Origin of the sequence: Micrococcus sp. Mcc89, assembly GCF_024519795.1 — a bacterium.
Lineage (GTDB): Bacteria > Actinomycetota > Actinomycetes > Actinomycetales > Micrococcaceae > Micrococcus > Micrococcus luteus.
Genome location: NZ_JALJRI010000023.1, coordinates 14,004 through 37,478, shown reverse-complemented (window position 1 = coordinate 37,478; position 23,475 = coordinate 14,004). Strand labels below are relative to the sequence as shown.

Sequence of the window (23,475 nt, the reverse complement as noted above, 5' to 3'; positions counted from 1 at the left end):
CTGCTGCCGACCAGGCCGCCGCCGAGCGCTGGGCCGCCGAGCAGGCTGCTGCCGAGCAGGCCGCCGCCGACAAGGCCGCTGCCCAGCGTGCCGCCGCCGCGGAGAAGGCTGCCGCTCAGAAGGCTGCCGCCGCGGAGAAGGCCGCCGCTCAGAAGGCTGCCGCCGCTGAGCAGGCCGCTGCCGCGGAGCAGGCCGTCGTCGCCGAGGCCGAGACCATCGTCGTCAAGTCCGGTGACTCCCTCTGGAAGCTCGCCAACGAGTACGAGGTGGAGGGTGGCTGGACCGCCCTCTACGAGGCCAACAAGGGCGCCGTCTCCGACGCCGCCGTGATCTACGTCGGCCAGGAGCTCGTCCTGCCGCAGGCCTGAGACGCCTGACCGGTCCCCCGGACCGGTACCACACGAGGAAGGCCCCCGCCGTCGGCGGGGGCCTTCCTCGTGCCTGGTGCCCGTCACCCGCGCGGGCGGGGCCGGACGGGTCGGTTAGCCCGCCAGACCCAGCAGGTGGGCCGCGACGGCCGGGGCGGACGTGGTCCCCGTGGTGATGAGGAGGATGGTGTCGTCGCCGGCGATCGTGCCCATCACGTGCTCCACGCGCGCCTGGTCGATCACGCTGGCCAGGAACTGCGCCGCGCCCGGGGGCGTGCGCAGGACCACGAGGTTCGCGGTGGGCTCGGCGGAGACGAGCAGCTCGCGGGCCATGCTCGCCAGGCGATTCAGCTGCGCGTCCGAGCCGCGGCCCGGCACGGCGGCGTCGTCGCCCTCCGCCGGAAGGGCGTAGACCATGCCGGCCGGCCCGCGCGTCCGCACCGCGCCGAGGTCCACCAGGTCCCGCGAGAGCGTGCCCTGGGTGACGGACAGCCCGCGATCGCCCAGGGCGTCCGAGAGTTCGGCCTGGGAGCGGATGCCCCGGGTGGCCAGGATCTCCCGGATCGCGGCCTGACGGGCGATCTTCGTCGTGGGGGCGGCCATCAGCGCGGCTCCTCGGCCAGGCCGGAGCGGTACAGCAGCCAGGCGATGAGCGCCTTCTGCGCGTGCAGCCGGTTCTCGGCCTCGTCGAACACCACGGACCGCGGCCCGTCGATCACCTCGGCCGTGACCTCGTAGCCCCGGTACGCGGGCAGGCAGTGCAGGAAGATCGCGTCGTCGGCCGCCCGCGCCATCGCGGCGGCGTCCACCTGGTAGTCCCGGAACAGCGCCAGGCGGGCCTCCTTCTCCTCCTCCTGGCCCATGGACACCCACGTGTCGGTCACGACGACGTCCGCGCCCGCCAGGGCCTCGGCCGCGTCCGTCGTGACGAGGACGGAACCGCCCGTCTCCGCCGCCCGCCGTCGGGCGGCGGCCACGACGTCCTCGGCAGGCAGGTGCCCCTCGGGGCCGGCGACCCGCACGTGCATGCCGGCCGTCGCGCAGCCGAGCAGATACGAGTGGGCCATGTTGTTCGCCGCGTCCCCCAGATACGTCAGAGTGCGGCCCGCCGTGCCGCCGAGGTGCTCGCGCACCGTCAGCAGGTCGGCGAGGATCTGACAGGGGTGGTAGTCGTCGCTGAGCGCATTGACCACGGGCACCGAGGAATGGGCGGCCATCTCCTCGAGACCGGCCTGCGCGAACGTGCGCCAGACGATGACGCCGACCATCCGCTCCAGCACGCGGGCCGTGTCCGCCACGGACTCCTTGTGGCCCAGCTGCGACTCCCCCGGGTTCACGATCAAGGGCGTCCCGCCGAGCTCGGCGATGCCGGCCGCGAACGAGACGCGGGTGCGCGTGGAGGTCTTGTCGAAGAACACGATGCCGGTCCGGGGCCCGGCCAGCGGGCGGTGCCGGAACCGGTCGGCCTTCATCTGCGCGGCGAGGTCGAGCACCTCGGCCTGCTCGGCCGGGGTGAGGTCCGTGTCCACCAGGAAGTGGCGGACGGCGGTGGCGGGGGTCATGGGCGGTCTCCTTCGGCGGGGGTCAGGGCGGCGGCCACGAGCCCGGGCAGGGCGGCGGCGAAGCGCTCGAGCTCGGCCACGGGCACGGTGAGCGGCGGGGCCAGGCGCAGGGTGGACGGGCCGGTGGCGTTGAGGATCCAGCCCGCCTCGAGGCCGGCGGCGACGACGGCGGGGGCCAGCCCGCCGGCCGGGACCGGTCCCGCGGGGTCGGCCAGGTCGACGCCGATCCACAGGCCGTGACCGCGCACCGCGGCCACCTCGGGCAGGTCCTCCAGCAGGGCGGCCACGGCCTCGCCCGCGGCGCGGACGTGGCCGAGCAGGCCCTCGTCCTCGACGGTCTGGAGCACGGCCAGGCCCGCGGCGGTGGCCAGGGGGTTGCCGCCGAACGTGGTGCCGTGCTGGCCGGCGGTGAGCAGCCCGGAGACGGCGGGGCCGACGCACACGAGCGCCCCGATCGGCACGCCGCCGCCCAGTCCCTTCGCCAGGGTGAAGGCGTCGGGCACCACCGGCTCTGCCGCACCGGTGACGGCCGGGTTCTGGAAGCCGAACCACGTGCCGGTGCGGCCCACGCCGGACTGCACCTCGTCGAGGATCATCAGGGCGCCGGCCTCGCGGGTCGCGGCCCGCACCTCGGCCAGGTAGCCGGCCGGCCAGCCGTGCACGCCGGCCTCGCCCTGGACCGGCTCGAGGATGACGGCGGCGACGGTGGCGCCGTCGTCGTCCGGGGCCAGGGCCGCCCGCAGGGCTGCGGCGTCCCCGCCCGGCACGTGCTCCACGCCGCCGGGCAGCGGCTCGAAGGGCGCCCGGTAGGCCTCCTTGTGCGTGAGCGCGAGGGCGCCCATCGTGCGGCCGTGGAAGGCCCGCTCGAGCGCGATCACCCGCGTCCGGCGGCCGGACGGGTCGTCCGCACCGTGGCGGCGGGCGAGCTTGAACGCGGCCTCGTTGGCCTCCGTGCCGGAGTTCGCGAAGAACACGGTGGAGCCCGCGGGCACGCCGGCCAGTTCCAGCAGGCGCTCGGCCAGGCGGATCTGCGGCTCGGACGTGAAGAGGTTGGACACGTGGCCGAGCGTGGCGATCTGCTCGGACACGGCCCGCACCAGCGCCGGGTGGCCGTGGCCGAGCGCATTCACGGCGATGCCGGCCAGCAGGTCCGTGTAGCGCCGGCCGTCGGCGTCCCACACGTGGACCCCCTCGCCGCGCACGAGCACGCGGGTGGGGCGGCCGAAGACGCCGGTCAGGGCGGCGTGGTAGCGCTCCAGCAGCGCGGACTGGTCGGTGCTCATGCGTCCTCCTCGGGGGTGGTCGGGGCGGTGGGTTCGGCGTCGGGCACCACCTGGGTGCCGACGCCCGCGGAGGTGAAGACCTCCAGCAGCATCGAGTGGGGGCGGCGGCCGTCCACGACGTGGGCGCGCTGCACGCCGGCGTCGACGGCCGCCAGGCACGCGGCCATCTTCGGGATCATCCCGGAGGCCAGGGAGGGCAGCAGCGCACGCAGCTGGGCGGCGGTGAGCGAGCTGATGAGGGAGTCCCGGTCCGGCCAGTCCGCGTAGAGGCCCTCGACGTCGGTGAGCAGCACGAGCTTCGCGGCGCCGAGGGCGGCGGCCAGGGCCGCGGCGGCGGTGTCCGCATTGACGTTGAGGACCTGCCCGGTGGGCTGGCCGTCGTCGTCGATCTCGGGGGCGACCGACGAGACCACGGGGATCCGCCCGGACTCGATCACGTCGAGGATCGCGGTCGGGTCGACGCCGGTGACCTCGCCCACGAGGCCGAGGTCCACCTCCTGCCCGTCCACGACGGCGCCCGTGCGGCGGGCGCGCAGCAGCCCCGCGTCCTCGCCGGAGAAGCCGACGGCGTACGGGCCGTGGGAGTTCACGAGGCCGACCAGCTCGCGGCCCACCTGTCCCGTGAGCACCATGCGGACCACGTCCATGGCCTCCTCGGTGGTCACGCGCAGGCCGCCGCGGAACTCGGACGCGATGCCGAGGCGGTCGAGCATCGCGTTGATCTGCGGGCCGCCGCCGTGCACCACCACGGGGTGGACCCCCACGTGGTGCAGGAACACGATGTCCTCGGCGAACGCCCGGCGCAGCTCCTCCGACACCATGGCGTTGCCGCCGTACTTGACGACCATGACGGTGCCGGCGAACCGCCGGATCCAGGGCAGGGCCTCGACGAGGACCTCCGCCTTGGACTCGGCGCGGTCGAGCCGGTCCGCGGTGGACAGGACGGGTGCGGCCGCCGTGGCCGGGTCGGTGTGCGGGCTCATGCTGGGGGTCCTCACGTGGAGTAGGCGGAGTTCTCGTGGACGTAGTCGTGCGTCAGGTCGTTGGTCCAGACCGTGGCCTCGGCGTCGCCGGCGTGCAGGTCGACCTCGACGAGCACCTCGCGGGCCGTCAGGTCCACGCGGGAGCGGTCCTCCCCCACACCGGAGGCGCGGCACACCTGGACGCCGTTGAAGCGCACGTCGAGGGCGTACGGGTCGAAGGCGGCGACCGACTCCGGGACCGTGCCGACGGCGGCGATCACGCGTCCCCAGTTCGGGTCCTGGCCGAAGATCGCGGTCTTGAACAGGTTGGAGCGGCCGACGGCGCGGGCGACGGCCTCGGCCGCTTCCTCGGTCTCGGCGTGGACCACGCGCACGGCGATGTCGTGCCGGGCGCCCTCGGCGTCGGCGACGAGCTGGCGGGACAGGTCCGCGCAGACCTCGTGGAGGGCCGCGGCGAACGCCTCGGGCTCGGGCGCGGTCCCGGACGCGCCCGAGGCCAGCAGGATCACGGTGTCGTTGGTGGACATGCACCCGTCCGAGTCGACCCGGTTGAAGGTGGCGCGCACGGCCTCGCGCAGGGCCGCGTCGAGGGCGGGGGCGGGGACGTCGGCGTCCGTGGTGATGACGCTGAGCATGGTGGCCATGCCGGGTGCCAGCATGCCCGCCCCCTTGGCCATGCCGCCCACGGTGAAGCCCGCGCCGCGGGCCACGGCGGTCTTGGCCACGGTGTCCGTGGTCTTGATCGCGACGGCGGCGTCCTCGCCGCCGTCCGGACTGAGGGCGGCGACCGCCTCGGACACGCCCGCGGTGAGGGTGTCCATCGGCAGGCGTTCGCCGATGAGGCCGGTCGAGCAGACGAGCACGTCGTCGGCGGCGGTCGCGAGGGCCGCGGCCGCGTGCTCGGCGGTGCGACGGGCGTCCGCGAGGCCCTCGGCGCCGGTGGCCGCGTTCGCCCCGCCGGAGTTCAGGACGACCGCGGTCGCGCGGCCGTCCCGCACGGCGCGGCGGGTCCAGACCACGGGGGCGGCCGCCACCCGGTTCTCGGTGAGGACGGCGGCCGCCGCGCGGCGCGGGCCCTCGTTGACGACGACGGCGACGTCGGGCGTGCCCGAGGCCTTCAGCCCCGCGGTGACGCCGGCCGCCCGGAACCCCTGTGCCGCGGTGACGCTCACGGTGCGACCCCCTGCTGTTCGAGCCCCGCCTGCTCCGGCAGGCCCAGGGCGATGTTCATGGACTGCACGGCGCCGCCGGCCGTGCCCTTGGTGAGGTTGTCGAGCGCCGCGCAGACGATCACGCGGCCGGCCCGCTCGTCCACGGCGAGCTGCAGCTGCACGTGGTTGGAGCCGAGGACCGCCTTCGTGGTGGGCCACTGGCCCTCGGGCAGCAGGTGCACGAAGCGTTCGCCGCCGTAGGCCTCGGCCCATGCGTCGCGCACGTCCGCGGCGGCGACGCCGGGGCGCAGCCGCGCCGTGGCCGTCGCGAGGATGCCGCGCGACATCGGCGCGAGCGTGGGCGTGAAGGAGACGCGGACCGGCTCGCCGGCCGCCTGGGCCAGGCCCTGCTCGATCTCCGGGGTGTGCCGGTGCCCGCCGCCGACGCCGTACGGGCTCATCCCTCCCATGACCTCGGCGCCGAGCAGGTGCGGCTTGAGCGCCTTGCCCGCCCCGGAGGTGCCCGAGGCGGCGACGATCACCACGTCCTGCGGCTCGAGCAGCCCCGCGGCGAAGCCGGGCGCGAGGGCGAGGATCGAGGTGGTCGGGTAGCACCCGGGGACGGCGATGCGGCGGGTGCCGGCGAGTCGCTCACGCTGACCGGGCAGCTCGGGCAGGCCGTAGGGCCAGGTCCCGGCGTGCGCGGTGCCGTAGAAGGCCTCCCAGTCTGCGGCGGACTCGAGGCGGTGGTCGGCGCCCGCGTCGATCACCAGGGTGTCCGGGGATCGCTCTGCGATCTCGGCCGCCAGCGCCCCGGAGGCCCCGTGGGGCAGCGCGAGGATCACGACGTCGTGGCCGGCGAGGACCTCCGCGGTGGTCTCGGCGAGGACGCGGTCCGCCAGGGCGTGCAGGTGCGGCTGGAGAGCGCCGAGGCGCTCCCCCGCGTTCGAGTGGGCCGTGATGGCTCCGACGGTGACGGACGGGTGGCCGGCGAGCAGGCGCAGGGCCTCTCCCCCGGCGTAGCCGCTGGCTCCGGAGACGGCGACGGTGTGGGTCATGGCTTCATCCTAGCGCAGATATGCGTTGCACCGAATATCTATGCGGCGCCTCGGGTCCCTCGGGCCGGGCCGGATGGCCCGGCCCGCTCCTAGAGTGGGGCCATGACCACTGCGAACACCCCCGCCGTCCCCCGCACCCACCACGCCGTCGTCGTGTCCGCCACGGGCGGCCCCGAGGTCCTGCAGTGGACCGAGACGGAGGTGCCCTCCCCCGCGCCGGGGCACGTGCTGGTGCGCACCGCCGCGGCGGGCCTGAACTTCATCGAGACGTACCAGCGCTCCGGGGTCTACACGATGGACCTGCCCTTCACCCCCGGTACGGAGGGCTCCGGCGAGGTCGTCGCGCTCGGCGAGGGCGTGGACGCCGGGCTCCTGGGGGCCCGTGTCGCCACCGCGACGGCCACCGGTGCGTACGCCGAGCACTTCACCGCCCCCGCGGATCGTCTCCTCACCGTCCCGGAGGGCATCGACCTGGCCGAGGCCGCCGCCCTTCCGCTGCAGGGCATGACGGCCCACTACCTCTGCCGGTCCACCTTCCCGGTGGAGGAGGGCCACACGGTGGTCGTGACGGCCGGTGCCGGCGGGGTGGGGCTCCTGCTCACCCAGCTCGCGACGGCCCGCGGCGCCCGCGTGGTCACCACGGCGTCCACGGAGGAGAAGCGGGAGCTGTCCCGGGGCGCGGGCGCCGTCGCCGCGGTGGACTATCCGGACCTCGCCGCCACGGTGGCGGAGCTGACCGACGGCGAGGGCGCGCACGCCGTGTACGACGGCGTGGGGAAGGACACCTTCGACACCTCGCTCGAGGTGCTGCGCGTGCGCGGCACACTCGTGCTCTTCGGCGGGGCCTCCGGGCAGGTGCCCCCCTTCGACCTGCAGCGGCTCAACGCGGCCGGCTCGCTGTACGTCACCCGGCCCTCGCTGGTGCACTACACGCGCACGGGCGAGGAGACCCGCTGGCGTGGTGGAGAGGTGTTCGGGGCGTGGGCCTCCGGCGAGCTCGACGTACGGATCGGCGAGCGCTTCCCGCTGGCGGACGCGGCCGCCGCGCACGCCGCACTCGAGTCCCGGTCGACGACGGGCAAGGTGCTGCTCACCCTGTCCTGAGCCGGACCCGCCCGGTGCCTTCCAGGCGCCCCGCGCGGCCGCGGGCGGGGCATAGAATGTCCCGCTGCGGCCTGGTCCGCGTCCGACCCTCGGTTTGCCGCTCACACCCCCGGAGGCCCCTGTGTCCCTTTCGTCCGCCGCGCCCACCCCGCCCTCCGTCCCCCTCGACCCCGCGGGCGCGCCGCATCGGCCGCAGCTGCCCGGCTCCGAGCGCACCCCGCCCGCCCGGACGCTCGTGGAGCTCTTCGACGCCACGGCGCGCGAGCACCCGGACGCGACCGCCCTGGACGACGGCGTCGAGCCGCTGACGTACGCGGAGCTGCGGGAGCGCGTCGACGAGACCGCCCGCCACCTGTGGGCCGCCGGCGTGCGGGCGGGAGACCGGGTCGGCGTGCGGATCGCCTCGGGCACGGCCGCGCTGTACGTCTCGATCCTCGGCGTGCTCGCCGCCGGCGCGGCCTACGTCCCCGTGGACGCGGACGATCCGGAGGAGCGCGCCCGCCTCGTGTTCGGCGAGGCGAAGGTGGCCGGCGTCCTCACCGACGAGCGGGTCTACGCCCCGCACCCCGAGCACACCGCGGACCCGGCCGCGGAGGCCCGCGCCCCCGGGCTCGAGGACGACGCGTGGATCATCTTCACCTCTGGCTCGACGGGCACCCCCAAGGGCGTGGCGGTGAGCCACCGCTCGGCCGCGGCCTTCGTGGACGCCGAGGCGCGGATCTTCCTGGCGGACGATCCGCTCGCCCCGGGCGACCGCGTGCTGGCGGGACTGTCCGTCGCGTTCGACGCCTCGTGCGAGGAGATGTGGCTCGCCTGGCGTCACGGTGCGTGCCTGGTCCCGGCCCCCCGCTCGCTCGTGCGCTCCGGCATGGACCTCGGCCCGTGGCTCGCCGAGCGGCGCATCACCGCCGTGTCCACCGTGCCGACCCTCGCCGCGATGTGGCCCACCGAGGCCATGGACAACGTCCGGCTGCTGATCTTCGGCGGCGAGGCCTGCCCGCCCGAGCTCGCCGCGCGCCTGGCGGAGGACGGCCGCGAGGTCTGGAACACCTACGGCCCCACGGAGGCCACCGTCGTCGCGTGCGCGGCCCCGCTCACGGGTCTCGGCCCGGTCCGCATCGGCCTGCCCCTGGACGGCTGGGACCTGGCCGTCGTCGACCCGCAGACCACGCTGCCCGTGGCCGAGGGCGAGACGGGCGAGCTGATCATCGGCGGCGTCGGCCTGGCCCGCTACCTCGACCCGGCCAAGGACGCCGAGAAGTACGCCCCCATGCCCTCCCTCGGCTGGGAGCGTGCCTACCGCTCCGGTGACCTCGTGGTCTTCGAGCCGGAGGGCCTGCTGTTCGTCGGCCGCGCCGACGACCAGGTGAAGCTCGGCGGCCGCCGCATCGAGCTCGGCGAGGTGGACGCGGCCCTCCAGGCCCTGCCCGGCGTCCACGGCGGCGCCGCGGCCGTGCAGACCACCCCGGCGGGCCACCAGATCCTCGTCGGCTACCTCGTCCCCGCGGACCCCGAGGCCGAGCTCGACCTGCACATGGCCCGCGAGCACCTCGCGGCGGAGCTGCCGGCCGCCCTCGTGCCCCGGCTGGCCGTCGTGGACTCCCTGCCCACGAAGACCTCCGGCAAGGTGGACCGCCACGCGCTGCCGTGGCCCCTGCCCGGCGCCGAGGTGGACGAGGACGCGCCCCAGCCGAACGAGGACACCGCCGACGGCTGGGTGCTGCGCCAGTGGGCGGACGTGCTCGGCGCGCCCCCCAAGGACGCCGACACCGACTTCTTCGAGGCCGGCGGCGGCTCGCTCGCCGCTGCCCAGCTCGTGGCCCGCCTGCGCCTGCGCCACCCGGCCGTGACCGTCCAGGACGTCTACCGCAACCCCACCGCCGGGGCCCTCGTGGCCGCCGTCGTGGGCGACGACGGCCCCCGCGGCATCGAGGTGCACGACCGGCACGTCGACCGCACCCGCCACCGCACCCAGTGGGTCCAGACCCTCGTGGGACTGCCCGTGTTCGTCCTGCCCGCCCTGCGCCTGGGCGTGTGGACCGGCCTGGCCCTGAACCTGCTGACGCTCTCCGGGCTCGCGCCCGGGCTGCCCACCGTGCCGTGGTGGGTGCTGATCGTGGCCGGTCTGCTGGTGGTGACCGTGCCCGGCCGCATGCTGCTCACCGCCGCGACGGCCCGGCTGCTGCTGCGCGGCGTGAGCCCCGGGTCCTACCCGCGCGGTGGCCGCGTCCACCTGCGCCTGTGGCTCGCCCAGCAGATCAGCGACCTCGTGGACCCCTACTCGCTGGCCGGCGCCACGTGGGTGCCCGCCTACGCGCGACTGCTGGGCAACCGGATCGGCAAGGACGTGGACATGCACACCGTGCCACCGGTCACCGGCATGCTCACGGTCGAGGAGGGCGCCGCGATCGAGCCTGAGGTGGACCTGTCCGGCTACTGGGTCGACGGCGACGTCGTCCGGCTCGGCGAGGTGCGCATCGGCGCGGACGCCGTCGTGGGCGCCCGCTCCACGCTCCTGCCGGGCGCCCAGGTCGGCGCCGGGGCGCACGTCGAGGCCGGGTCCACCGTCGCCGGGCGGGTGCGCGGCGGCCAGCGCCACGCCGGCTCCCCCGCCGTCAAGGTGGGCAAGGTGAAGTCCCGCGGCCCCGCCGAGGCGCCGCGGGAGACCCCGGGCTGGCGCCTGATGGCGACCGTCCTCTCGACCCTCATCTCCCTCCTTCCGCTCGTCTCCGCCGCCGCGGCGGCCGCGGTGGCCGCGTGGTCGCTGACCTGGTGGCCGCCGGCCCCGGAGGCGGGGCCGCTGGCCGCCGTCGGGACCACCGCGGCGCGCCTGCTGGCCGCAAGCCCCCTGGTGGCCGGCGTCTGGTTCCTGACCCAGATGCTGCTCGTGCTCGTCACCGTGCGCCTGCTCGCGCTCGGCATCACGGAGGGGCACCACCCCGTGCGCTCCCGGGTCGGCTGGCAGGTGTGGGCCACCGAGCGCGTCCTCGACGCCGCCCGCGACCAGCTGTTCCCGATCTACGCCTCCCGCTTCACGCCGACGTGGCTGCGCCTGCTGGGCGCCGAGGTGGGCCGCGGCGTCGAGGCCTCCACCGTGGTGCTCCTGCCCTGCATGACCCGCGTGGGCGACGGCGCGTTCCTCGCCGACGACACGATGGTCTCCTCCTACTCCCTCGACGGCGGGTGGATGCACGTGGCCCCCGCGAAGGTCGGCAAGCGCTCGTTCGTGGGCAACTCCGGCATGGTGCCCGGCGGCCGCACCCTGCGCCGCGACTCGCTCGTGGCGGTGCTGTCCACCACCCCGGCCAAGACCAAGGCGGGCACGTCCTGGATGGGCTCCCCGCCCGTGCGCCTGCGCCGCAACGAGGTCACCGCAGACGCCGCCCTCACCTACGACCCGCCGGCCCGACTCAAGGCCGCCCGCACCGCCTGGGAGCTGCTGCGCGCGATCCCGGTGTGGCTGCACGTGGCCCTGTCCCTCGCCGTCGGCGCGACGCTGGCCGCCCTCATCGCGGTCGGCACGTGGGCGCTGGCCTTCGTCCTGGGCGGCGTCGTCCTGCTCGCGGCCGGCGCGGTCGCGGCGAGCCTGACCGTGCTCGCCAAGCGGGTCTTCGTCGGCCGGATCCGCGCGGGCGAGCACCCGCTGTGGTCCTCGTTCATCTGGCGCAACGAGGTCGCGGACACCTTCACCGAGTTCCTCGCCGCCCCGTGGTTCAGCCGGGCCGCGGCCGGCACCCCCGCCCTGGTCTGGTTCCTGCGCGCGATGGGCGCCCGCATCGGCCACGGCGCCTGGGTCGAGTCCTACTGGCTGCCCGAGGCCGACCTCGTGGAGCTCGGCGACGGCGCCACCGTGAACCGCGGCTGCGTCGTCCAGACCCACCTGTTCCACGACCGCGTGATGTCCCTGGACGCCGTCGTCCTGGAGGACGGCGCCACCCTCGGCCCCCACTCCGTGGTGCTGCCCGCCGCCCGCCTGGGCCGCGGCACCACCGTCGGTGCCGGGTCCCTCGTGATGCGCGGCGAGGAGCTGCCCGCCGGCACGTGGTGGCTCGGCAACCCGGTCTCCCCGTGGCGTCGTCCCGACGGCGACCCCGCCGCCGCGGCCACCCCCTCCCGAGAGGAAGCATGAGCACCGATCCCTACGTCCCGGGCGTCGGCACCGACGCCGCCACCGTCGAGCACATCGCACTGGACCTCGACGTGCGCCTGGCCGCGAACCGGGTCTCCGGCACCGCCGTCCTGCGCGTGCGCCTGACGAAGCAGAGCCGCCGCATCGAGCTGGACCTGTACCGGCTGCGCGTGTCCCGGGTGGACGCCGTCGTCGACGGCCGCGCCGTCGCCTCCTCGTTCACCCAGCCGGGCCGCGCCCCGAGCCGCCTCGTCGTCGACCTGGACGAGAGCCGGCCGGAGGGCACGCTCGTGGAGCTGACCGTGGTCTACGCGGGCACGCCCACGCTGCGGCGCAGCCCGTGGGGCACGATCGGCTGGGAGGAGCTCACGGACGGCGTGCTCGTGGCCGGGCAGCCCCACGGCGCCTCCACGTGGCTGCCGTGCGTGGACTCCCCCACCTCCCGCTCGACGGCGGAGATCACCCTCACCTGCGACGCGGGCTACCTGCCCGTCGCCAACGGCGTGGGCGCGCCCGTGCGCACGCGCGGCTCGCGGGTCACGTGGCGGTGGCGGCTCGACCAGCCCGTGCCCGCCTACCTGCTCAGCGTGCAGATCGGCCGCTACCGGCTCGTGGACGCCGCCCCTCCCGCCGAGGGCCTGCCGCCGCTGCGCCTCGTGGTCTCCCCGCGGACCGAGCAGCGGGCCCTCCGGGCCCTTGCCCCCCAGCCGGCCATGATGGCCACGTTCATCGACGCCTACGGGCCATACCCATTCGAGGACTACACCGCGGTCGTGGCCGACGAGGAGCTCGAGATCCCGCTCGAGGCCGCGAGCATGTCGCTGTTCGGCACCAACCACCTGGACGGCTCGTGGGAGTCCGAGCGGCTGATCGCCCACGAGATGTCCCACCAGTGGTTCGGCAACGCCGTGACCCTGGGCCGCTGGTCCGACCTGTGGCTGCACGAGGGCTTCGCCTGCTGGTCCGAGTGGCTGTGGGCCGAGGCCTCGGGGCGGTCCAGCATCACCTCGATGGCGCGGCGGGCCTGGCAGAAGCTGGCCGCGCACCCGGTGGAGCAGGCGCTGGCCGAGCCCGGGCCGGAGGAGATGTTCGAGGACTGGGTGTACAAGCGCGGCGCGCTCACCGTGGAGGCGCTGCGGCACCTGCTGGGCACGGACCTCTTCGGCTCCATGCTGCGCGCCTGGGTGCGGGAGCACCGGTTCGGCACCGTCGACTCCCTGGGGCTGCGCACGCACGTGCACGCGTGGGCCCCGCACGCCGGGGTGAGCCGAGCGCAGGTGGACGAGCTCTTCGACGCGTGGACGCTGCGGCCCGAGCTGCCGCCGTTCCCGGGCTGAGGCGCCCGCGCGGTCGACTCAGCGGCCCCGCAGCGCCAGCGCCCCGAGGAGACCGCCCGGCAGCCGGTCGGTGAGGTCCACCAGCACGACGTCGGCCGGCACGGTCAGTGCGTCGACGGCGGCGGGGTCGCCCGTGAAGCCGGTGCCGGCGGCCTTCACGAGCGCCTCCTTCCGCGTCCACAGCCGGGCCCGCGCGGCGGGCCTCTCGGGGGCGGGAAGCTCCCGCACCCGGGCGCGCTCCGCCGTCGAGAAGCCCACCCCGCCCAGGCCGTCCTCGTCCGCGAAGGCCGCGGCGTCCGCCCGCTCGACGTCCACCCCGAGGCCGAGCCCGTCGGCGGGCCGTGCCGGCGCCCACCACGCCCCGATCCGAGCCCGGTCCTCAGTGCCGGGCATCCGGACGCGCGTGAACGAGACGAGGGCGACCCGGCCGGGGGGCAGGCCGGTCAGCGCGGGGACGCCGTGCGCGGCCGAGCCGCAGCGCGGGCAGGCGTGCCGGAGCCCGAGCGGCCCCACCGGCACGCCCCAGGCCGCCGTCAGGGCGGTGCGCACCTGACCGAGCAGCGCGGAGACGGCGTCGGCCGCCCCCGCCGAGGCGGGGACGGCCGAGGTCAGGCCCCACGGGCCGGTCGCGACGGACACGGTCAGCGCTGGACCGCCCCGTGCCGCTGCGCCGCGAGCGCGGTGGCCGCGGCGCGGGCCTCGGAGACCTCCTCCGCGGTGAGCGTGCGGTCAGGGGCGCGGAAGCGCAGGGAGAACGCGAGGGACTTCCGCCCCTCCGGCACGCCCGCGCCCCGGTAGACGTCGAACAGCTCGACGGCCTCGAGCAGCTCCCCGGCACCCTCGGCGAGGGTCGCGCGCACGTCCCCGGCCACGACGGCCTCGTCCACCACGAGCGCCACGTCCTGCGTGCTCACGGGGAACGTGGACAGCGGTGCGGCGACCACGATCTCGGGGGCCGCGGCGCACAGCGCGTCCAGGTCCAGCTCCCACACGCTCGTGCGGGCGGGCAGGTCCTCGGCCTCGAGCCACTGCGGGTGCAGCTCGCCGGCGACGCCCACCACCCGGTCCCCGTGCTCGGTCACGACGACGAGCTCGGCCACCCGGCCCGGGTGGAACGCGTGGTGCCGGCCCTGCCGGACGGTCAGCTCGACGCCGAGGACGTCGGCCACGTCGAGGGCCCCGGCGATCGCGTCCTGCCAGTCCACCGGGCGGGGGTCGTGGTCCGGCCCGGGCGCCGAGTCGTGCCCGGCGTACAGACCGGCCACGTGCCACGGCTGAGCGGGGATGCCGGCCTCGAGGTCGGCGAGGACCTCGGCGGAGGGGTGGACCGCGCGCGGGGGGATCGTCGCCGAGCCCAGCTGCGCGCCGGGCAGGAAGACCAGCCCCATCTCGTACAGCGCCAGATCGCGGAAGCCGCGTCCGAGGTTGCGGCGCGCGGTCTCGACGAGGCCCGGCAGCAGCGACAGGCGCAGGTACCGGTACTGGGAGGCGATCGGATTGGCCAGGGCCACCATCGCCAGGGCCTGGCCCTGCGCGTCCGAGTCCGCCCCGAAACGCCGGTTCTGCTCCTCGGAGACGAACGGGTAGGCGAGCACCTCGGTGAGTCCCGCGGCCGCGAGCGCGGCCGACACGCGGCGACGCTGGGCCTGGCGGCGGGTGAAGCCGCGGCCCGGCGGGGCCACGGGCACCACGGAGGGGATCGCGTCGTAGCCGCGCAGGCGCGCGACCTCCTCGGCGAGGTCCTCGGGGATGCGCAGGTCCGTGCGCCACGACGGCGCGGTCACGGTCAGCCGCGGGGCGACGTCGGCGGCGGCCTCGGCGACGGTCACCTCGGCCCCCAGGGCCCCCAGCGTCACCACGACCTCGTCGGTCGTGTACGCCACGCCCACCAGGGCGGAGGGGAAGTCGGCGGCCATCTCGACGACGGCCGGCTGCGGCCGCGTCCCGACGTCGGTGACCCCGGGCTCGGCGGTGCCGCCGGCGAGCTCGACGAGCATCTGGACGGCCCGCTCGGCCGCCTCGTCGGCGATCTCCCAGTCGACGCCGCGCTCGTTGCGCTTCGACGCCTCCGAGGGCAGGCGGTGCCGGCGCCGCGTACGCGCGATCGACACGGGGTCGAAGTTCGCGGACTCGACCACGATCGTGGTGGTGGCGTCCGTGACCTCGGTGGCGGCCCCGCCCATGACGCCCGCCAGGCCGATGGGGCCGGAGTCGTCCGTGATGAGCAGGTCCTCCGCGTCGAGCTCGCGCTCCTTGCCGTCGAGGGTGGTCAGAGTCTCTCCGGCCCGCGCGCGGCGCACCACGATCTCGCCGGAGAGCGTGTCCGCGTCGTAGAAGTGCAGGGGCTGGCCCAGCTCCCACATGACGTAGTTGGAGATGTCCACCGGCAGGGAGATGGTGCGGATGCCGGCCAGGCGCAGGCGCGCGGCCAGCCACGGCGGGGTCGGGCGGGTCGCGTCCACGCCGGAGACCGTGCGGGCCACGAAGCGGGTGGCCCCGGGCTCGCCGTGGATCGGCGCGTCGTCGTCGATGCGGACGGCCGGGCCGGCGTCGTCGGCCGCGGGCGGGTGGACGGCGGCGGCCGGGTCCGTGAAGGGCACGCCGGTGGCGTGCGCGTACTCGCGCGCGACGCCGCGCATCGAGAACGCGTAGCCGCGGTCGGGCGTCACGTTGATCTCGGCGGCCTCGCCGTGCAGGTCCAGGACGTCCCGGGCGTCGGTGCCCGGCTCGGGGTCGAGCCCGAGGTCGCCGAGCACGATGATCCCGTCCGTGCCGTCGTCGCCCATGCCCAGCTCCGTGCTGGAGGCGATCATGCCGGCCGAGACGTGGCCGTAGGTCTTGCGGGGGCTGATGCGGAAGTCGCCGGGCAGCACCGCGCCGGGCAGGGCCACGACGACCTTGTCCCCGACCTCGAAGTTGTGGGCGCCGCACACGATGCCCTGCACGCCGGAGGACTCGATCCCCTCGCCGGTGAGCGGCTGGGCGGCGCCCTCGGGAACCACCCGCACGGAGCACCAGTTGATGGTCTTGCCGTTCTTCTGCGGCTCGGGCTCCTTGGAGAGCACCTGCCCGACGACGATCGGGCCCTGCAGCTCGGCGGCCGGACGGTGGACGTCCTCCTCCTCGAGGCCGACGCGGACGAGGTCGGCCATCACGTCCTCGGCACGGTGCTCCGCGGGCACGGGGACGAACTCCCGCAGCCAGTCCAGGGGGATGCGCATGGATCAGACCTCCATTCCGAAGTGCTGGGAGAAGCGGACGTCGCCCTCGATCATGTCGTGCATGTCCGGGACCTCGTTGCGGAACATGAGCGTGCGCTCCACGCCCATGCCGAACGCGAACCCGGAGTACTCCTCCGGGTCCAGGCCCGCGGCGCGCAGCACATTCGGGTGCACCATGCCGCAGCCGCCCCACTCGATCCAGCGGGGCCCGCCCTTGGCGCCGGGGTGCCAGATGTCCAGCTCGGCGCTGGGCTCGGTGAACGGGAAGAAGTTCGGGCGCAGGCGGATGGCCGCCTCGGCCCCGAACATCTGGCGGGCGAAGTACTCGAGGGTGCCGCGCAGGTGGGCCATGGTCAGGCCCTTGTCCACGGCCAGGCCCTCGAACTGGTGGAACACCGGGGTGTGCGTGGCGTCCAGCTCGTCCGTGCGGAAGGTGCGACCCGGGCACAGCACGTAGGTGGGGGCGCCCCGCTCGAGCAGGGAGCGCATCTGCACCGGGGAGGTGTGGGTGCGCAGCAGCAGGTGGGCCTCGGCCGGGGCCACGAAGAAGGTGTCCTGCATCTCGCGGGCCGGATGGTCCGGCGCGAAGTTGAGGGAGTCGAAGTTGAACCACTCGGACTCGAGCTCGGGGCCCTCCGCGATCTCCCAGCCCATGCCGACGAAGATCTCCGAGACGCGGTCCATCGTCAGCGAGAGCGGGTGACGGGCGCCGACGCGGCGGCGACGGACCGCGGTGGTCACGTCCACCGTCTCCTCGCGCAGGATCCGCGCGGCCTGCTCCGCCTCGAGCACCTCGGTGCGGGCGGCCAGGGCCTTGCCCAGGCGGCCGCGTGCGGCGCCCATGAGCTTGCCGGCCTCCGCCTTGCGCTCCTTGGGCAGGGCGCCGATCGCCTTGTTCGCGAGAGTCAGGGGGGCCCGGTCGCCGGTGTGGGCCAGGCGGGCGGCCTTGAGCTCATCGAGGTCCGCCGCGGCCTCGTACGCGGCGAGCGCGGCCTGCACGGCGGCCTCCACCGCCTCCGCGTCCACGGGGGAGATCTCCGCCACGGGCGCGGTGGGCTCCGCGCCGGTCTCGGGGCTGGGTGTCATCAGGGCAACGACCTTCGCATGGGGGACGGTGGGACGCCCGTCAGTCTAGTGTCCGCCCCGGGCGCGCTCGGCCTAGGCTGAGGCGCATGACCGCCCCGGACTCCCTCGACGGCACCGACCCGCTGCTGCGGGGCGTGGGCCTGGACGCGCAGACCCGCTGCGCCCATTACGCCACGGCGCGGGACGTCGTCGCCCTGCGCTTCGCCTGCTGCCCCGCGTACTGGTCCTGCCACCGCTGCCACGCGGAGCTCACCGACCACCCGGCCGTGCCGGTGCCCGCCGACGACTTCGACCGGCCGCATGTGCTGTGCGGGGTGTGCCGCACCGAGCTGAGCGTGACCGCGTACCTCTCCCTCGAGGCCACCGCCGATCCCGCGTGCCCGGCCTGCGGGGCGCCGTTCAACCCGGGCTGCGCCGCCCATGCCCCGCTCTACTTCGACGTCCCCGCGTCTGGGTCCCCCGCCTGTGGCACCGGACCCACGGCGCGGCCATGACCGCGGCCCCCTCCCGGCCGTCGCCTCCGGCGCACGTGCGGGCGCGCGGGCTGTGGAACCTGGTGAACCTGGCGACGCCGCTGGGGCTGGTGGGCGCCGTCGTCGCCGGCTGCGCGCTGCAGCCCGGGCCGCACGGGCTGGTCGAGGCCCGCGGCTGGACGCACCGGTTCCCGGGCGGGGCCGCGTTCACGGTCGGCGACGTCGTGTTCACCCGCCCCGGCCTGCGCATGACGCCCGCGCTGTGGCGGCACGAGGCCGGCCATGCGGACCAGTACGCCCTCCTGCTGGGTCTGCCCTTCCTGCCGGCGTACGCGCTGGCGGCGGCGTGGTCGACGTGGCGGACCGGGGACCCGGCGTCGCGCAACGTCTTCGAACGACGCGCGGGCCTGGCCCTGGGCGGCTACGTCGAGCGGCCCGTGGTCCGCGGCCTGCGGCGCCGCCGCTGACGGGTCCGGGGGTCAGTGCAGGGTGCCGCCGGGGACGTCGAGGTCGGGGCCGCCGGCCAGCGCCGTCAGGGCGGCCTCGGCCACCGCGCGCGCCAGGTCGGCCGCGGGCAGGGCCGGGGTGTCCGGCGTCGGGCGGTGCTCGGCGTCCCACGGCACGTGGATGAAACCGGCGGCCCGGGCGGTGCCGGGGGCGTCGAGGAGCGAGTACATGACGTGGTTGCACACGAACGCGCCCGCGGACAGGGACGGCTCCGCGGCGACGCCGGCCGCCCGGATCGCGGCGACGGCACGCTTGGCGGGCAGGGTGGCGAACAGGGCCGCGGGCCCGTCGGCGCGCACGGGCCGGTCCACGGGCTGGTCCCCCGCGTTGTCCGGGATCCGGGCGTCCTGCAGGTTCACGGCCACCCGCTCGACCCGCACCGCCGCCGTGCCGCCTGCCAGCCCGACGGCGATCGCCACCTCCGGCCGGACCCGGTCGAGGGCCGCGGTCAGGGCAGGCCCGGCCGCGCCGAACGCGCACGGCAGCTCGACCGCCTCGGCCGTCACACCCCGGTCCGCCAGGATGCCCACGGCGTCCCGTGCGGCGGCGGTCGACGGGTTGTGGACATCCCCGCCGAAGGGCTCGAAGCCCGTGAGCAGGACGCGGGTTACCGGGGCGGGTGCAGGGGAGGTCATGGCGACCACGGTAGGCGCGTCTGGGCGCCCGCGCCACGCCCGGACTCGAACACGCTTGCGGGTCGATTCGAACATGTGTTCTACTTCTGGCCATGCGATGGGAAGCGCAGACCCTGCGGTCCGAGGGCGGAGCCCAGCGGGCGACGGCCGGCACACCGGCCGGCTCCGCCGCCCTGCTGCCGCTCTCGGACCTGCAGCGGAGTGTCACCACCCCGGAGTTCGCGGGCGTCACCTTCCATGAGGTGGTCGCCAAGACCGCACTGAACTCGGTGCCGTCCGCCTCGGCCATGCCGTTCCGCTGGACCGTGAACCCGTACCGCGGCTGCACCCACGCCTGCCGGTACTGCTACGCCCGCAGCACCCACACCTTCCTCGAGCTCGATGCCGGGGCCGACTTCGACCGGCAGATCGTCGTGAAGGTCAACGTCGCCGAGGTGCTGCGCGCCGAGCTCGCCCGGCCCACGTGGGGCCGCGAGGCGGTGGCGTTGGGGACCAACACGGACCCGTACCAGCGGGCCGAGGGCCGCTACGCGCTGATGCCCGGGATCATCCGCGCCCTGGCGGATTCCGGCACCCCGTTCTCCGTGCTGACCAAGGGGACCCTGCTCGCGCGGGATGTGCCCCTGCTGCAGGCGGCCTCGCGTCAGGTGCCCGTGCAGGTCTCGCTGTCCCTGGCGATGCTCGATCCCGCCATCGCCGCCGCGGTCGAGCCGGGCACGCCGTCGCCGACCGCACGCCTGCGCCTGATCGAGCGGCTCGCCGCCGCGGGTGCGGACGTCACCGTCATGGCCATGCCTCTGCTGCCGTGGCTCACGGACGGGGACCGCGAGATCGACGCCCTCATGCGCGCGCTGGCGGACGCCGGAGCCGCGCGCGTCATGCCGGGCGCCCTGCACCTGCGGCCGGGCGCGAAGGAGTGGTACCTGGACTGGATCCGCCGTGAGCACCCGGATCTGCTGGCCGGCTACGAGCAGATGTACGCCCGGTCCGCCTACGCGCCCGAGTCGTACCGTCGCATGCTCACCCGGGTGGCCGGGGAGGCCGCCGCACGGCACGGCCTGGCCCGCGGCGGCGCCCACGGCATCCGGCGCGAGGACGGTCCCACGGCCCGGCGCACCCCGGCACCCCGGCCCTCCGCTCCGGCGGCGCAGCCCGCGCTGTTCTGACCGGTCCGCGGGGCGCGGCCGGCCGCGTGTCGACTCAGCGCCCCGCGGAGAACGCCGTGGCGGCGCCACGGAGCACCTCGGCCACGATCGGCCGGTCCGCCGGGATCCAGTCCAGGTGCCGCACGCCCGGCCCGGCGAGCGGCAGCCACGCCAGCAGATCGTGGTCCTGCAGGGCTCGGGGCCTCGCCCCCTCCTCCGCCAGGACGCCCCAGAACACCCGCATCCGGGCGCCGTTGGCCAGCTCCCACCCGGCCGGCTCCGGCGCCGCCACCTCGGGGCCGAGCCGCACGGCGACCCCGAGCTCCTCCCGACACTCCCGCAGCAGCGCCTCCTGGGCACCCTCCCCCGGCTCGACCTTGCCCCCGGGGAACTCCCAGAGTCCCCGCAGCGCGGCGGGCGCGCTGCGGCGGGCCGCCAGCAGGCGGGTCGGCGCGGCCGCATCGTCGAGCAGCGCGAGCCCCACGACCAGCCGCGGTCGCGCACCGTCCCGGGGCGACGTCGTCGGGCTGGCAGGGAGCACGGGGCGAGCAGGTGTGGCGGAGGTCATGAGCCCAGGCTAGCGAGGCCCCCGCCCCCGCAGACCGGAGTCCGTAGGCTGGGTCGGTGCCCACCCCCACTCCCGCCGCCGACGGCGCCCACGACCGTTCCCCCCGCGCCCCGCGTCCGACGCGCCCGGACCCGTCCATCCCACCGACCGCGCCGACGGGCCCCGGCGCGCTGCTGGGCGGCCGCCGCGTGCGTCTGCTGCCGGCCATCCTCGCGCTGGCCCTGGGCAGCTTCGCGATCGGCACCACGGAGTTCGCGATCATGGGGCTGCTCCCCCAGGCCGTGGCGGACCTGGGCATCGGGCTGGAGGCCGGCGGCGTGCTCATCTCGATGTACGCCCTCGGCGTGGTCGTCGGCGCCCCGCTGCTGGCGGCCGCCTTCGCCCGGGTGGACCGACGACTCACCAGCATCGTGCTGATGCTGCTCTTCCTCGCGGGCCACGTGGCCGCCTTCCTCGCCCCGGACGCGGCCACCATGATGGCCGCCCGCTTCATCTGCGGCCTGCCCCACGGGGCCTACTTCTCGGCGGCCGCCCTGGCCGCCGCGGACCTGGCCGGGCCCGCCCGCCGTGGCCAGGCCGTCGCATGGGTGATGGCGGGCCTGTCGGTGGCCAACGTGCTCGGCGTCCCGGCCGCCACCGCCCTGGGCCAGAGCGCGGGCTGGCGCTGGATGTTCGTCATCGTGGCGACGTGCGCGGCCCTGTGCGTGGCCGCCACCGCATGGCTCGTGCCGCCGGTCCCGGCGCCCGAGGGGGCGTCCGTGCGCCGCGAGCTGCGCGGCCTGGCGTCCGGGCGCCTGTGGGCCACGGTGGCCGTCGGCGTCCTCGGCTTCGCCGGCATGTTCGCCCTCTACACCTACATCGCCCCCCTGCTGACCACGGTGTCCGGCCTCGATGAGCGGTGGGTGCCCGCCGTCCTGGCCCTCTACGGGGTGGGCATGGTCGTCGGCACGCTCGTCGGCGGCGCCCTCACGGACCGCGACCCGGTGCGCACGCTGCGTCTGAGCTTCGCACTCAGCGCCGTCTTCCTTCTGGGCGTCGGCCTGACCGCGCAGTGGGCGCCCGTGATGGTGGTCTTCCTCTTCCTGGTGGCCGTCAGCGGCTCCGGGATCGCCCCGTCCCTGCAGGTGCTGCTGGTGGACTCCGCCCCCACCGCGCCGCAGTTGGCGGGCTCCCTGAACCACTCCGCACTGAACATGGCCAACGCCATGGGGGCCTGGGTCGGCGCGGCCGCGATCGGCGCCGGAGCCTCCCTGAGGACCCCGCCGCTCATCGGTGCCGCCATTGCCCTCGGCGGCCTCGTCCTCGCGCTCCTGCTGGTCCGACGCACCCCCGCCGTCGGCGCCGTCCCGCACGACGGCCCCTCCGCCGCCACCGTGTGAATCGCGTGCGGCGCGCTCGGTCCACGGGCGGCTGACCTCGCGATCGAGGGGTAGCGGGCCGTCAGAGGTGGCACAGGTGGAATCGGCTTGGCTAAGCTCCTTTCCGTACGTCATCATCCGCAACTCGAAAGGAACATCAGCATGTTCACCATCATCGCTTGGATCATTATCGGCCTCATCGCCGGTGCCATCGCTCGCCTGATTCTTCCGGGGCGACAGGGCTCCGGCTGGCTGGGTGCCCTCATCACGGGCCTCCTGGGTGCCGTTCTCGGTGGCTGGATCTCCACCCTGCTCGGCGGGGAAGGGCTCGGCGACGCGTTCAGCTGGCAGACGCTCATCTGGTCTGTGATCGGCGGCGTCATCGTGGCCTTCATCTGGCAGGCCATCACCAGCCGCCGCGGCACCCGCGTCTGAGCTGACATCGGCTGACCCGGCACCCGCCGGGTCGACCCCAGAAGGGGCGGGGATCCTCACGGATCCCCGCCCCTTCTGGCGTGTGCGTTCAGTCCCGCGTGGTCGGCGAGGCCATCGCCGAGGCGTAGAGGCACACCGTGGCCGCCGTGCCCACGTTCAGGGACTCCGCGGCGCCGTAGAGGGGCACGGCCACCCGGCGCTCCGCCAGGGCCAGCTCCGCCTCGTCCAGGCCCTGGGCCTCATTGCCGAACAGCCAGGCGGTGCGCGCCCCCAGCGACGCCGGGGACAGGGCGTCCAGTCGATCGGACCCGTGGCCGTCGGCGGCCCACACCTGTAGACCCGCCGCCCGGGCAGCCACCGCCACGTCCTCCGCCTGCACCCCCGCGAGCACGGGCAGGTGGAACAGGGACCCGGCGGTGGAGCGGACCACCTTCGGATTGAACGGGTCCACCGATCCGGCGGTGAGCACCACCGCGTCCGCGCCCGCGGCGTCCGCCGCGCGCAGCACCGTCCCCGCGTTGCCCGGGTCCTGCACGCGGCACAGCACGGCCGCCAGCGCCGCACCGTCGAACGCGTCCTCCAGGGCGGGCTGATCCGGGACGCGGGCCACGGCCACGACGCCCTGGCCCGTCACCGCGTCCGCCATGGCCGTCAGGACCTCGTCCGAGGCCTCCCGCACGAACACCCGCTCGCCGCCGTCGGGCCCGTCGGCGGCCACCCGCTCCACGAGGGCCGCCAGCTCCGAGTCCCGGTCGGCGAGCCCGGCGGAGACGTAGACCTGGGTGAGGACGCGACCGGCCGGCCACTGCCGCGCCGCGCCCGCCGGCCCCTCCCCCAGGTGCGCGCGCAGCGCCTCGCGGCACGCCTGCGGGCCCTCCACCAGGAACGTGCCGGTCCGGCGTCGCGCGGGCCGGCCGGCCAGGGCGGCGACGGCGCGGACGCGCTCGGCGCGGGGGTGGGTCAGCGGCTCGGCGGGCGGGGTCATGGGCTCTCCTGGTCGGGTTCGGCGGGGCGCGGGTGCGCAGACGCCGACGGGGCGGGCCTCGGTGGAGGACCCGCCCCGTCGGCGGTG

The 23,475-nt window shown here is 75.7% G+C and carries 21 protein-coding genes; 9 read left to right on the top strand and 12 right to left on the bottom strand.

Features of this window, described 5'->3' with window-relative positions; translation table 11 throughout:
* On the top strand, window positions 1-368 hold a 368-nt coding region (locus tag NR072_RS02825; protein WP_256836053.1), incomplete at its 5' end, for a LysM peptidoglycan-binding domain-containing protein.
* A gap of 114 nt (window positions 369-482) precedes the next feature.
* Here the strand turns inward: NR072_RS02825 and argR are convergent.
* From argR to argC, 6 genes are read right to left on the bottom strand one after another with little or no spacing between them, the layout of a single operon-like run.
* The gene (gene argR / locus NR072_RS02820; protein ID WP_036337506.1) at window positions 483-971 is read right to left on the bottom strand and encodes an arginine repressor; all 489 of its coding nucleotides are present in this window, start codon (window positions 969-971) and stop codon (window positions 483-485) included.
* The gene (gene argF / locus NR072_RS02815) at window positions 971-1,930 is read right to left on the bottom strand and encodes an ornithine carbamoyltransferase (RefSeq protein WP_041104176.1); all 960 of its coding nucleotides are present in this window, start codon (window positions 1,928-1,930) and stop codon (window positions 971-973) included. The genes argR and argF overlap by 1 nt, the downstream gene beginning before the upstream one ends.
* A complete protein-coding gene (locus tag NR072_RS02810; RefSeq protein WP_061866988.1) occupies window positions 1,927-3,213 on the bottom strand; it encodes an acetylornithine transaminase in 1,287 nt (428 codons plus the stop codon). Before NR072_RS02810 ends, argF begins: the two co-directional genes overlap by 4 nt.
* Window positions 3,210-4,196 (bottom strand): acetylglutamate kinase, encoded by a 987-nt coding sequence (gene argB, locus NR072_RS02805; RefSeq protein ID WP_196296765.1) that lies wholly within the window; start codon window positions 4,194-4,196, stop codon window positions 3,210-3,212. The genes NR072_RS02810 and argB overlap by 4 nt, the downstream gene beginning before the upstream one ends.
* Before the next feature lie 11 nt (window positions 4,197-4,207).
* Entirely contained in the window at window positions 4,208-5,368 is a 1,161-nt protein-coding gene (gene argJ / locus NR072_RS02800) for a bifunctional glutamate N-acetyltransferase/amino-acid acetyltransferase ArgJ (RefSeq protein ID WP_041104181.1), read from the bottom strand.
* Window positions 5,365-6,405, bottom strand: a complete 1,041-nt coding sequence (gene argC / locus NR072_RS02795) for an N-acetyl-gamma-glutamyl-phosphate reductase (protein WP_061866989.1) — start codon at window positions 6,403-6,405, stop codon at window positions 5,365-5,367. The genes argJ and argC overlap by 4 nt, the downstream gene beginning before the upstream one ends.
* Window positions 6,406-6,507: 102 nt before the next feature.
* On the opposite strand from argC, the gene NR072_RS02790 reads away from it, so the two are divergent.
* The 3 genes from NR072_RS02790 (at window position 6,508) to NR072_RS02780 (ending at window position 12,975) form a co-directional block, all read left to right on the top strand.
* On the top strand, window positions 6,508-7,509 hold the full coding sequence (locus tag NR072_RS02790) for a quinone oxidoreductase (protein WP_041104185.1): 1,002 nt from the start codon (window positions 6,508-6,510) through the stop codon (window positions 7,507-7,509).
* A gap of 121 nt (window positions 7,510-7,630) precedes the next feature.
* Entirely contained in the window at window positions 7,631-11,638 is a 4,008-nt protein-coding gene (locus tag NR072_RS02785; RefSeq protein WP_041104187.1) for a Pls/PosA family non-ribosomal peptide synthetase, read from the top strand.
* A complete protein-coding gene (locus NR072_RS02780) occupies window positions 11,635-12,975 on the top strand; it encodes a M1 family metallopeptidase (protein ID WP_036337490.1) in 1,341 nt (446 codons plus the stop codon). Before NR072_RS02785 ends, NR072_RS02780 begins: the two co-directional genes overlap by 4 nt.
* Before the next feature lie 18 nt (window positions 12,976-12,993).
* Here NR072_RS02780 and NR072_RS02775 read toward each other — a convergent pair whose 3' ends face one another.
* The 3 genes from NR072_RS02775 to pheS are packed head-to-tail and all read right to left on the bottom strand — an operon-like array spanning window position 12,994 to window position 17,282.
* Entirely contained in the window at window positions 12,994-13,614 is a 621-nt protein-coding gene (locus tag NR072_RS02775) for a 4'-phosphopantetheinyl transferase superfamily protein (RefSeq protein WP_036337488.1), read from the bottom strand.
* Between the two features lie 2 nt (window positions 13,615-13,616).
* On the bottom strand, window positions 13,617-16,196 hold the full coding sequence (gene pheT, locus NR072_RS02770; RefSeq protein WP_170721207.1) for a phenylalanine--tRNA ligase subunit beta: 2,580 nt from the start codon (window positions 16,194-16,196) through the stop codon (window positions 13,617-13,619).
* Between the two features lie 3 nt (window positions 16,197-16,199).
* Window positions 16,200-17,282, bottom strand: a complete 1,083-nt coding sequence (gene pheS / locus NR072_RS02765; RefSeq protein ID WP_012750956.1) for a phenylalanine--tRNA ligase subunit alpha — start codon at window positions 17,280-17,282, stop codon at window positions 16,200-16,202.
* 86 nt (window positions 17,283-17,368) lie between these two features.
* On the opposite strand from pheS, the gene NR072_RS02760 reads away from it, so the two are divergent.
* Window positions 17,369-17,776: a CHY zinc finger protein gene (locus NR072_RS02760; RefSeq protein WP_073117126.1), complete on the top strand. Its 408-nt coding sequence runs from the start codon at window positions 17,369-17,371 to the stop codon at window positions 17,774-17,776.
* A complete protein-coding gene (locus NR072_RS02755) occupies window positions 17,773-18,222 on the top strand; it encodes a hypothetical protein (protein ID WP_073117125.1) in 450 nt (149 codons plus the stop codon). Before NR072_RS02760 ends, NR072_RS02755 begins: the two co-directional genes overlap by 4 nt.
* Window positions 18,223-18,234: 12 nt before the next feature.
* Here NR072_RS02755 and NR072_RS02750 read toward each other — a convergent pair whose 3' ends face one another.
* On the bottom strand, window positions 18,235-18,897 hold the full coding sequence (locus NR072_RS02750) for a pyroglutamyl-peptidase I (RefSeq protein ID WP_228062965.1): 663 nt from the start codon (window positions 18,895-18,897) through the stop codon (window positions 18,235-18,237).
* 92 nt (window positions 18,898-18,989) lie between these two features.
* On the opposite strand from NR072_RS02750, the gene NR072_RS02745 reads away from it, so the two are divergent.
* A complete protein-coding gene (locus NR072_RS02745) occupies window positions 18,990-20,063 on the top strand; it encodes an Rv2578c family radical SAM protein (RefSeq protein WP_041104195.1) in 1,074 nt (357 codons plus the stop codon).
* Window positions 20,064-20,097: 34 nt separating this feature from the next.
* Here the strand turns inward: NR072_RS02745 and NR072_RS02740 are convergent, their stop codons facing one another.
* A complete protein-coding gene (locus NR072_RS02740) occupies window positions 20,098-20,610 on the bottom strand; it encodes a (deoxy)nucleoside triphosphate pyrophosphohydrolase (RefSeq protein ID WP_041104197.1) in 513 nt (170 codons plus the stop codon).
* Between the two features lie 56 nt (window positions 20,611-20,666).
* Between NR072_RS02740 and NR072_RS02735 the strand changes: the two genes are divergently transcribed.
* Both NR072_RS02735 and NR072_RS02730 read left to right on the top strand, forming a co-directional pair.
* Entirely contained in the window at window positions 20,667-21,989 is a 1,323-nt protein-coding gene (locus NR072_RS02735; protein ID WP_044659789.1) for an MFS transporter, read from the top strand.
* A 141-nt stretch (window positions 21,990-22,130) separates the two neighbouring features.
* On the top strand, window positions 22,131-22,403 hold the full coding sequence (locus NR072_RS02730; RefSeq protein WP_036315639.1) for a GlsB/YeaQ/YmgE family stress response membrane protein: 273 nt from the start codon (window positions 22,131-22,133) through the stop codon (window positions 22,401-22,403).
* Window positions 22,404-22,491: 88 nt separating this feature from the next.
* On the opposite strand, the gene NR072_RS02725 is transcribed toward NR072_RS02730, so the two are convergent.
* Window positions 22,492-23,388: an RNA methyltransferase gene (locus tag NR072_RS02725; RefSeq protein ID WP_041104199.1), complete on the bottom strand. Its 897-nt coding sequence runs from the start codon at window positions 23,386-23,388 to the stop codon at window positions 22,492-22,494.
* Window positions 23,389-23,475 lie beyond the last annotated feature (87 nt).

Excerpts from the sequence above, each read along its gene's own strand:
- argR (WP_036337506.1), bottom strand. The coding sequence starts at position 971 with ATGGCCGCCCCCACGACGAAGATCGCCCGTCAGGCCGCGATCCGGGAG.
- argF (WP_041104176.1), bottom strand. The coding sequence starts at position 1,930 with ATGACCCCCGCCACCGCCGTCCGCCACTTCCTGGTGGACACGGACCTC.
- NR072_RS02810 (WP_061866988.1), bottom strand. The coding sequence starts at position 3,213 with ATGAGCACCGACCAGTCCGCGCTGCTGGAGCGCTACCACGCCGCCCTG.
- argB (WP_196296765.1), bottom strand. The coding sequence starts at position 4,196 with ATGAGCCCGCACACCGACCCGGCCACGGCGGCCGCACCCGTCCTGTCC.
- argC (WP_061866989.1), bottom strand. The coding sequence starts at position 6,405 with ATGACCCACACCGTCGCCGTCTCCGGAGCCAGCGGCTACGCCGGGGGA.
- NR072_RS02790 (WP_041104185.1), top strand. The coding sequence starts at position 6,508 with ATGACCACTGCGAACACCCCCGCCGTCCCCCGCACCCACCACGCCGTC.
- NR072_RS02780 (WP_036337490.1), top strand. The coding sequence starts at position 11,635 with ATGAGCACCGATCCCTACGTCCCGGGCGTCGGCACCGACGCCGCCACC.
- pheT (WP_170721207.1), bottom strand. The coding sequence starts at position 16,196 with ATGCGCATCCCCCTGGACTGGCTGCGGGAGTTCGTCCCCGTGCCCGCG.
- pheS (WP_012750956.1), bottom strand. The coding sequence starts at position 17,282 with ATGACACCCAGCCCCGAGACCGGCGCGGAGCCCACCGCGCCCGTGGCG.
- NR072_RS02760 (WP_073117126.1), top strand. The coding sequence starts at position 17,369 with ATGACCGCCCCGGACTCCCTCGACGGCACCGACCCGCTGCTGCGGGGC.
- NR072_RS02755 (WP_073117125.1), top strand. The coding sequence starts at position 17,773 with ATGACCGCGGCCCCCTCCCGGCCGTCGCCTCCGGCGCACGTGCGGGCG.
- NR072_RS02750 (WP_228062965.1), bottom strand. The coding sequence starts at position 18,897 with ATGACCTCCCCTGCACCCGCCCCGGTAACCCGCGTCCTGCTCACGGGC.
- NR072_RS02745 (WP_041104195.1), top strand. The coding sequence starts at position 18,990 with ATGCGATGGGAAGCGCAGACCCTGCGGTCCGAGGGCGGAGCCCAGCGG.
- NR072_RS02740 (WP_041104197.1), bottom strand. The coding sequence starts at position 20,610 with ATGACCTCCGCCACACCTGCTCGCCCCGTGCTCCCTGCCAGCCCGACG.
- NR072_RS02730 (WP_036315639.1), top strand. The coding sequence starts at position 22,131 with ATGTTCACCATCATCGCTTGGATCATTATCGGCCTCATCGCCGGTGCC.
- NR072_RS02725 (WP_041104199.1), bottom strand. The coding sequence starts at position 23,388 with ATGACCCCGCCCGCCGAGCCGCTGACCCACCCCCGCGCCGAGCGCGTC.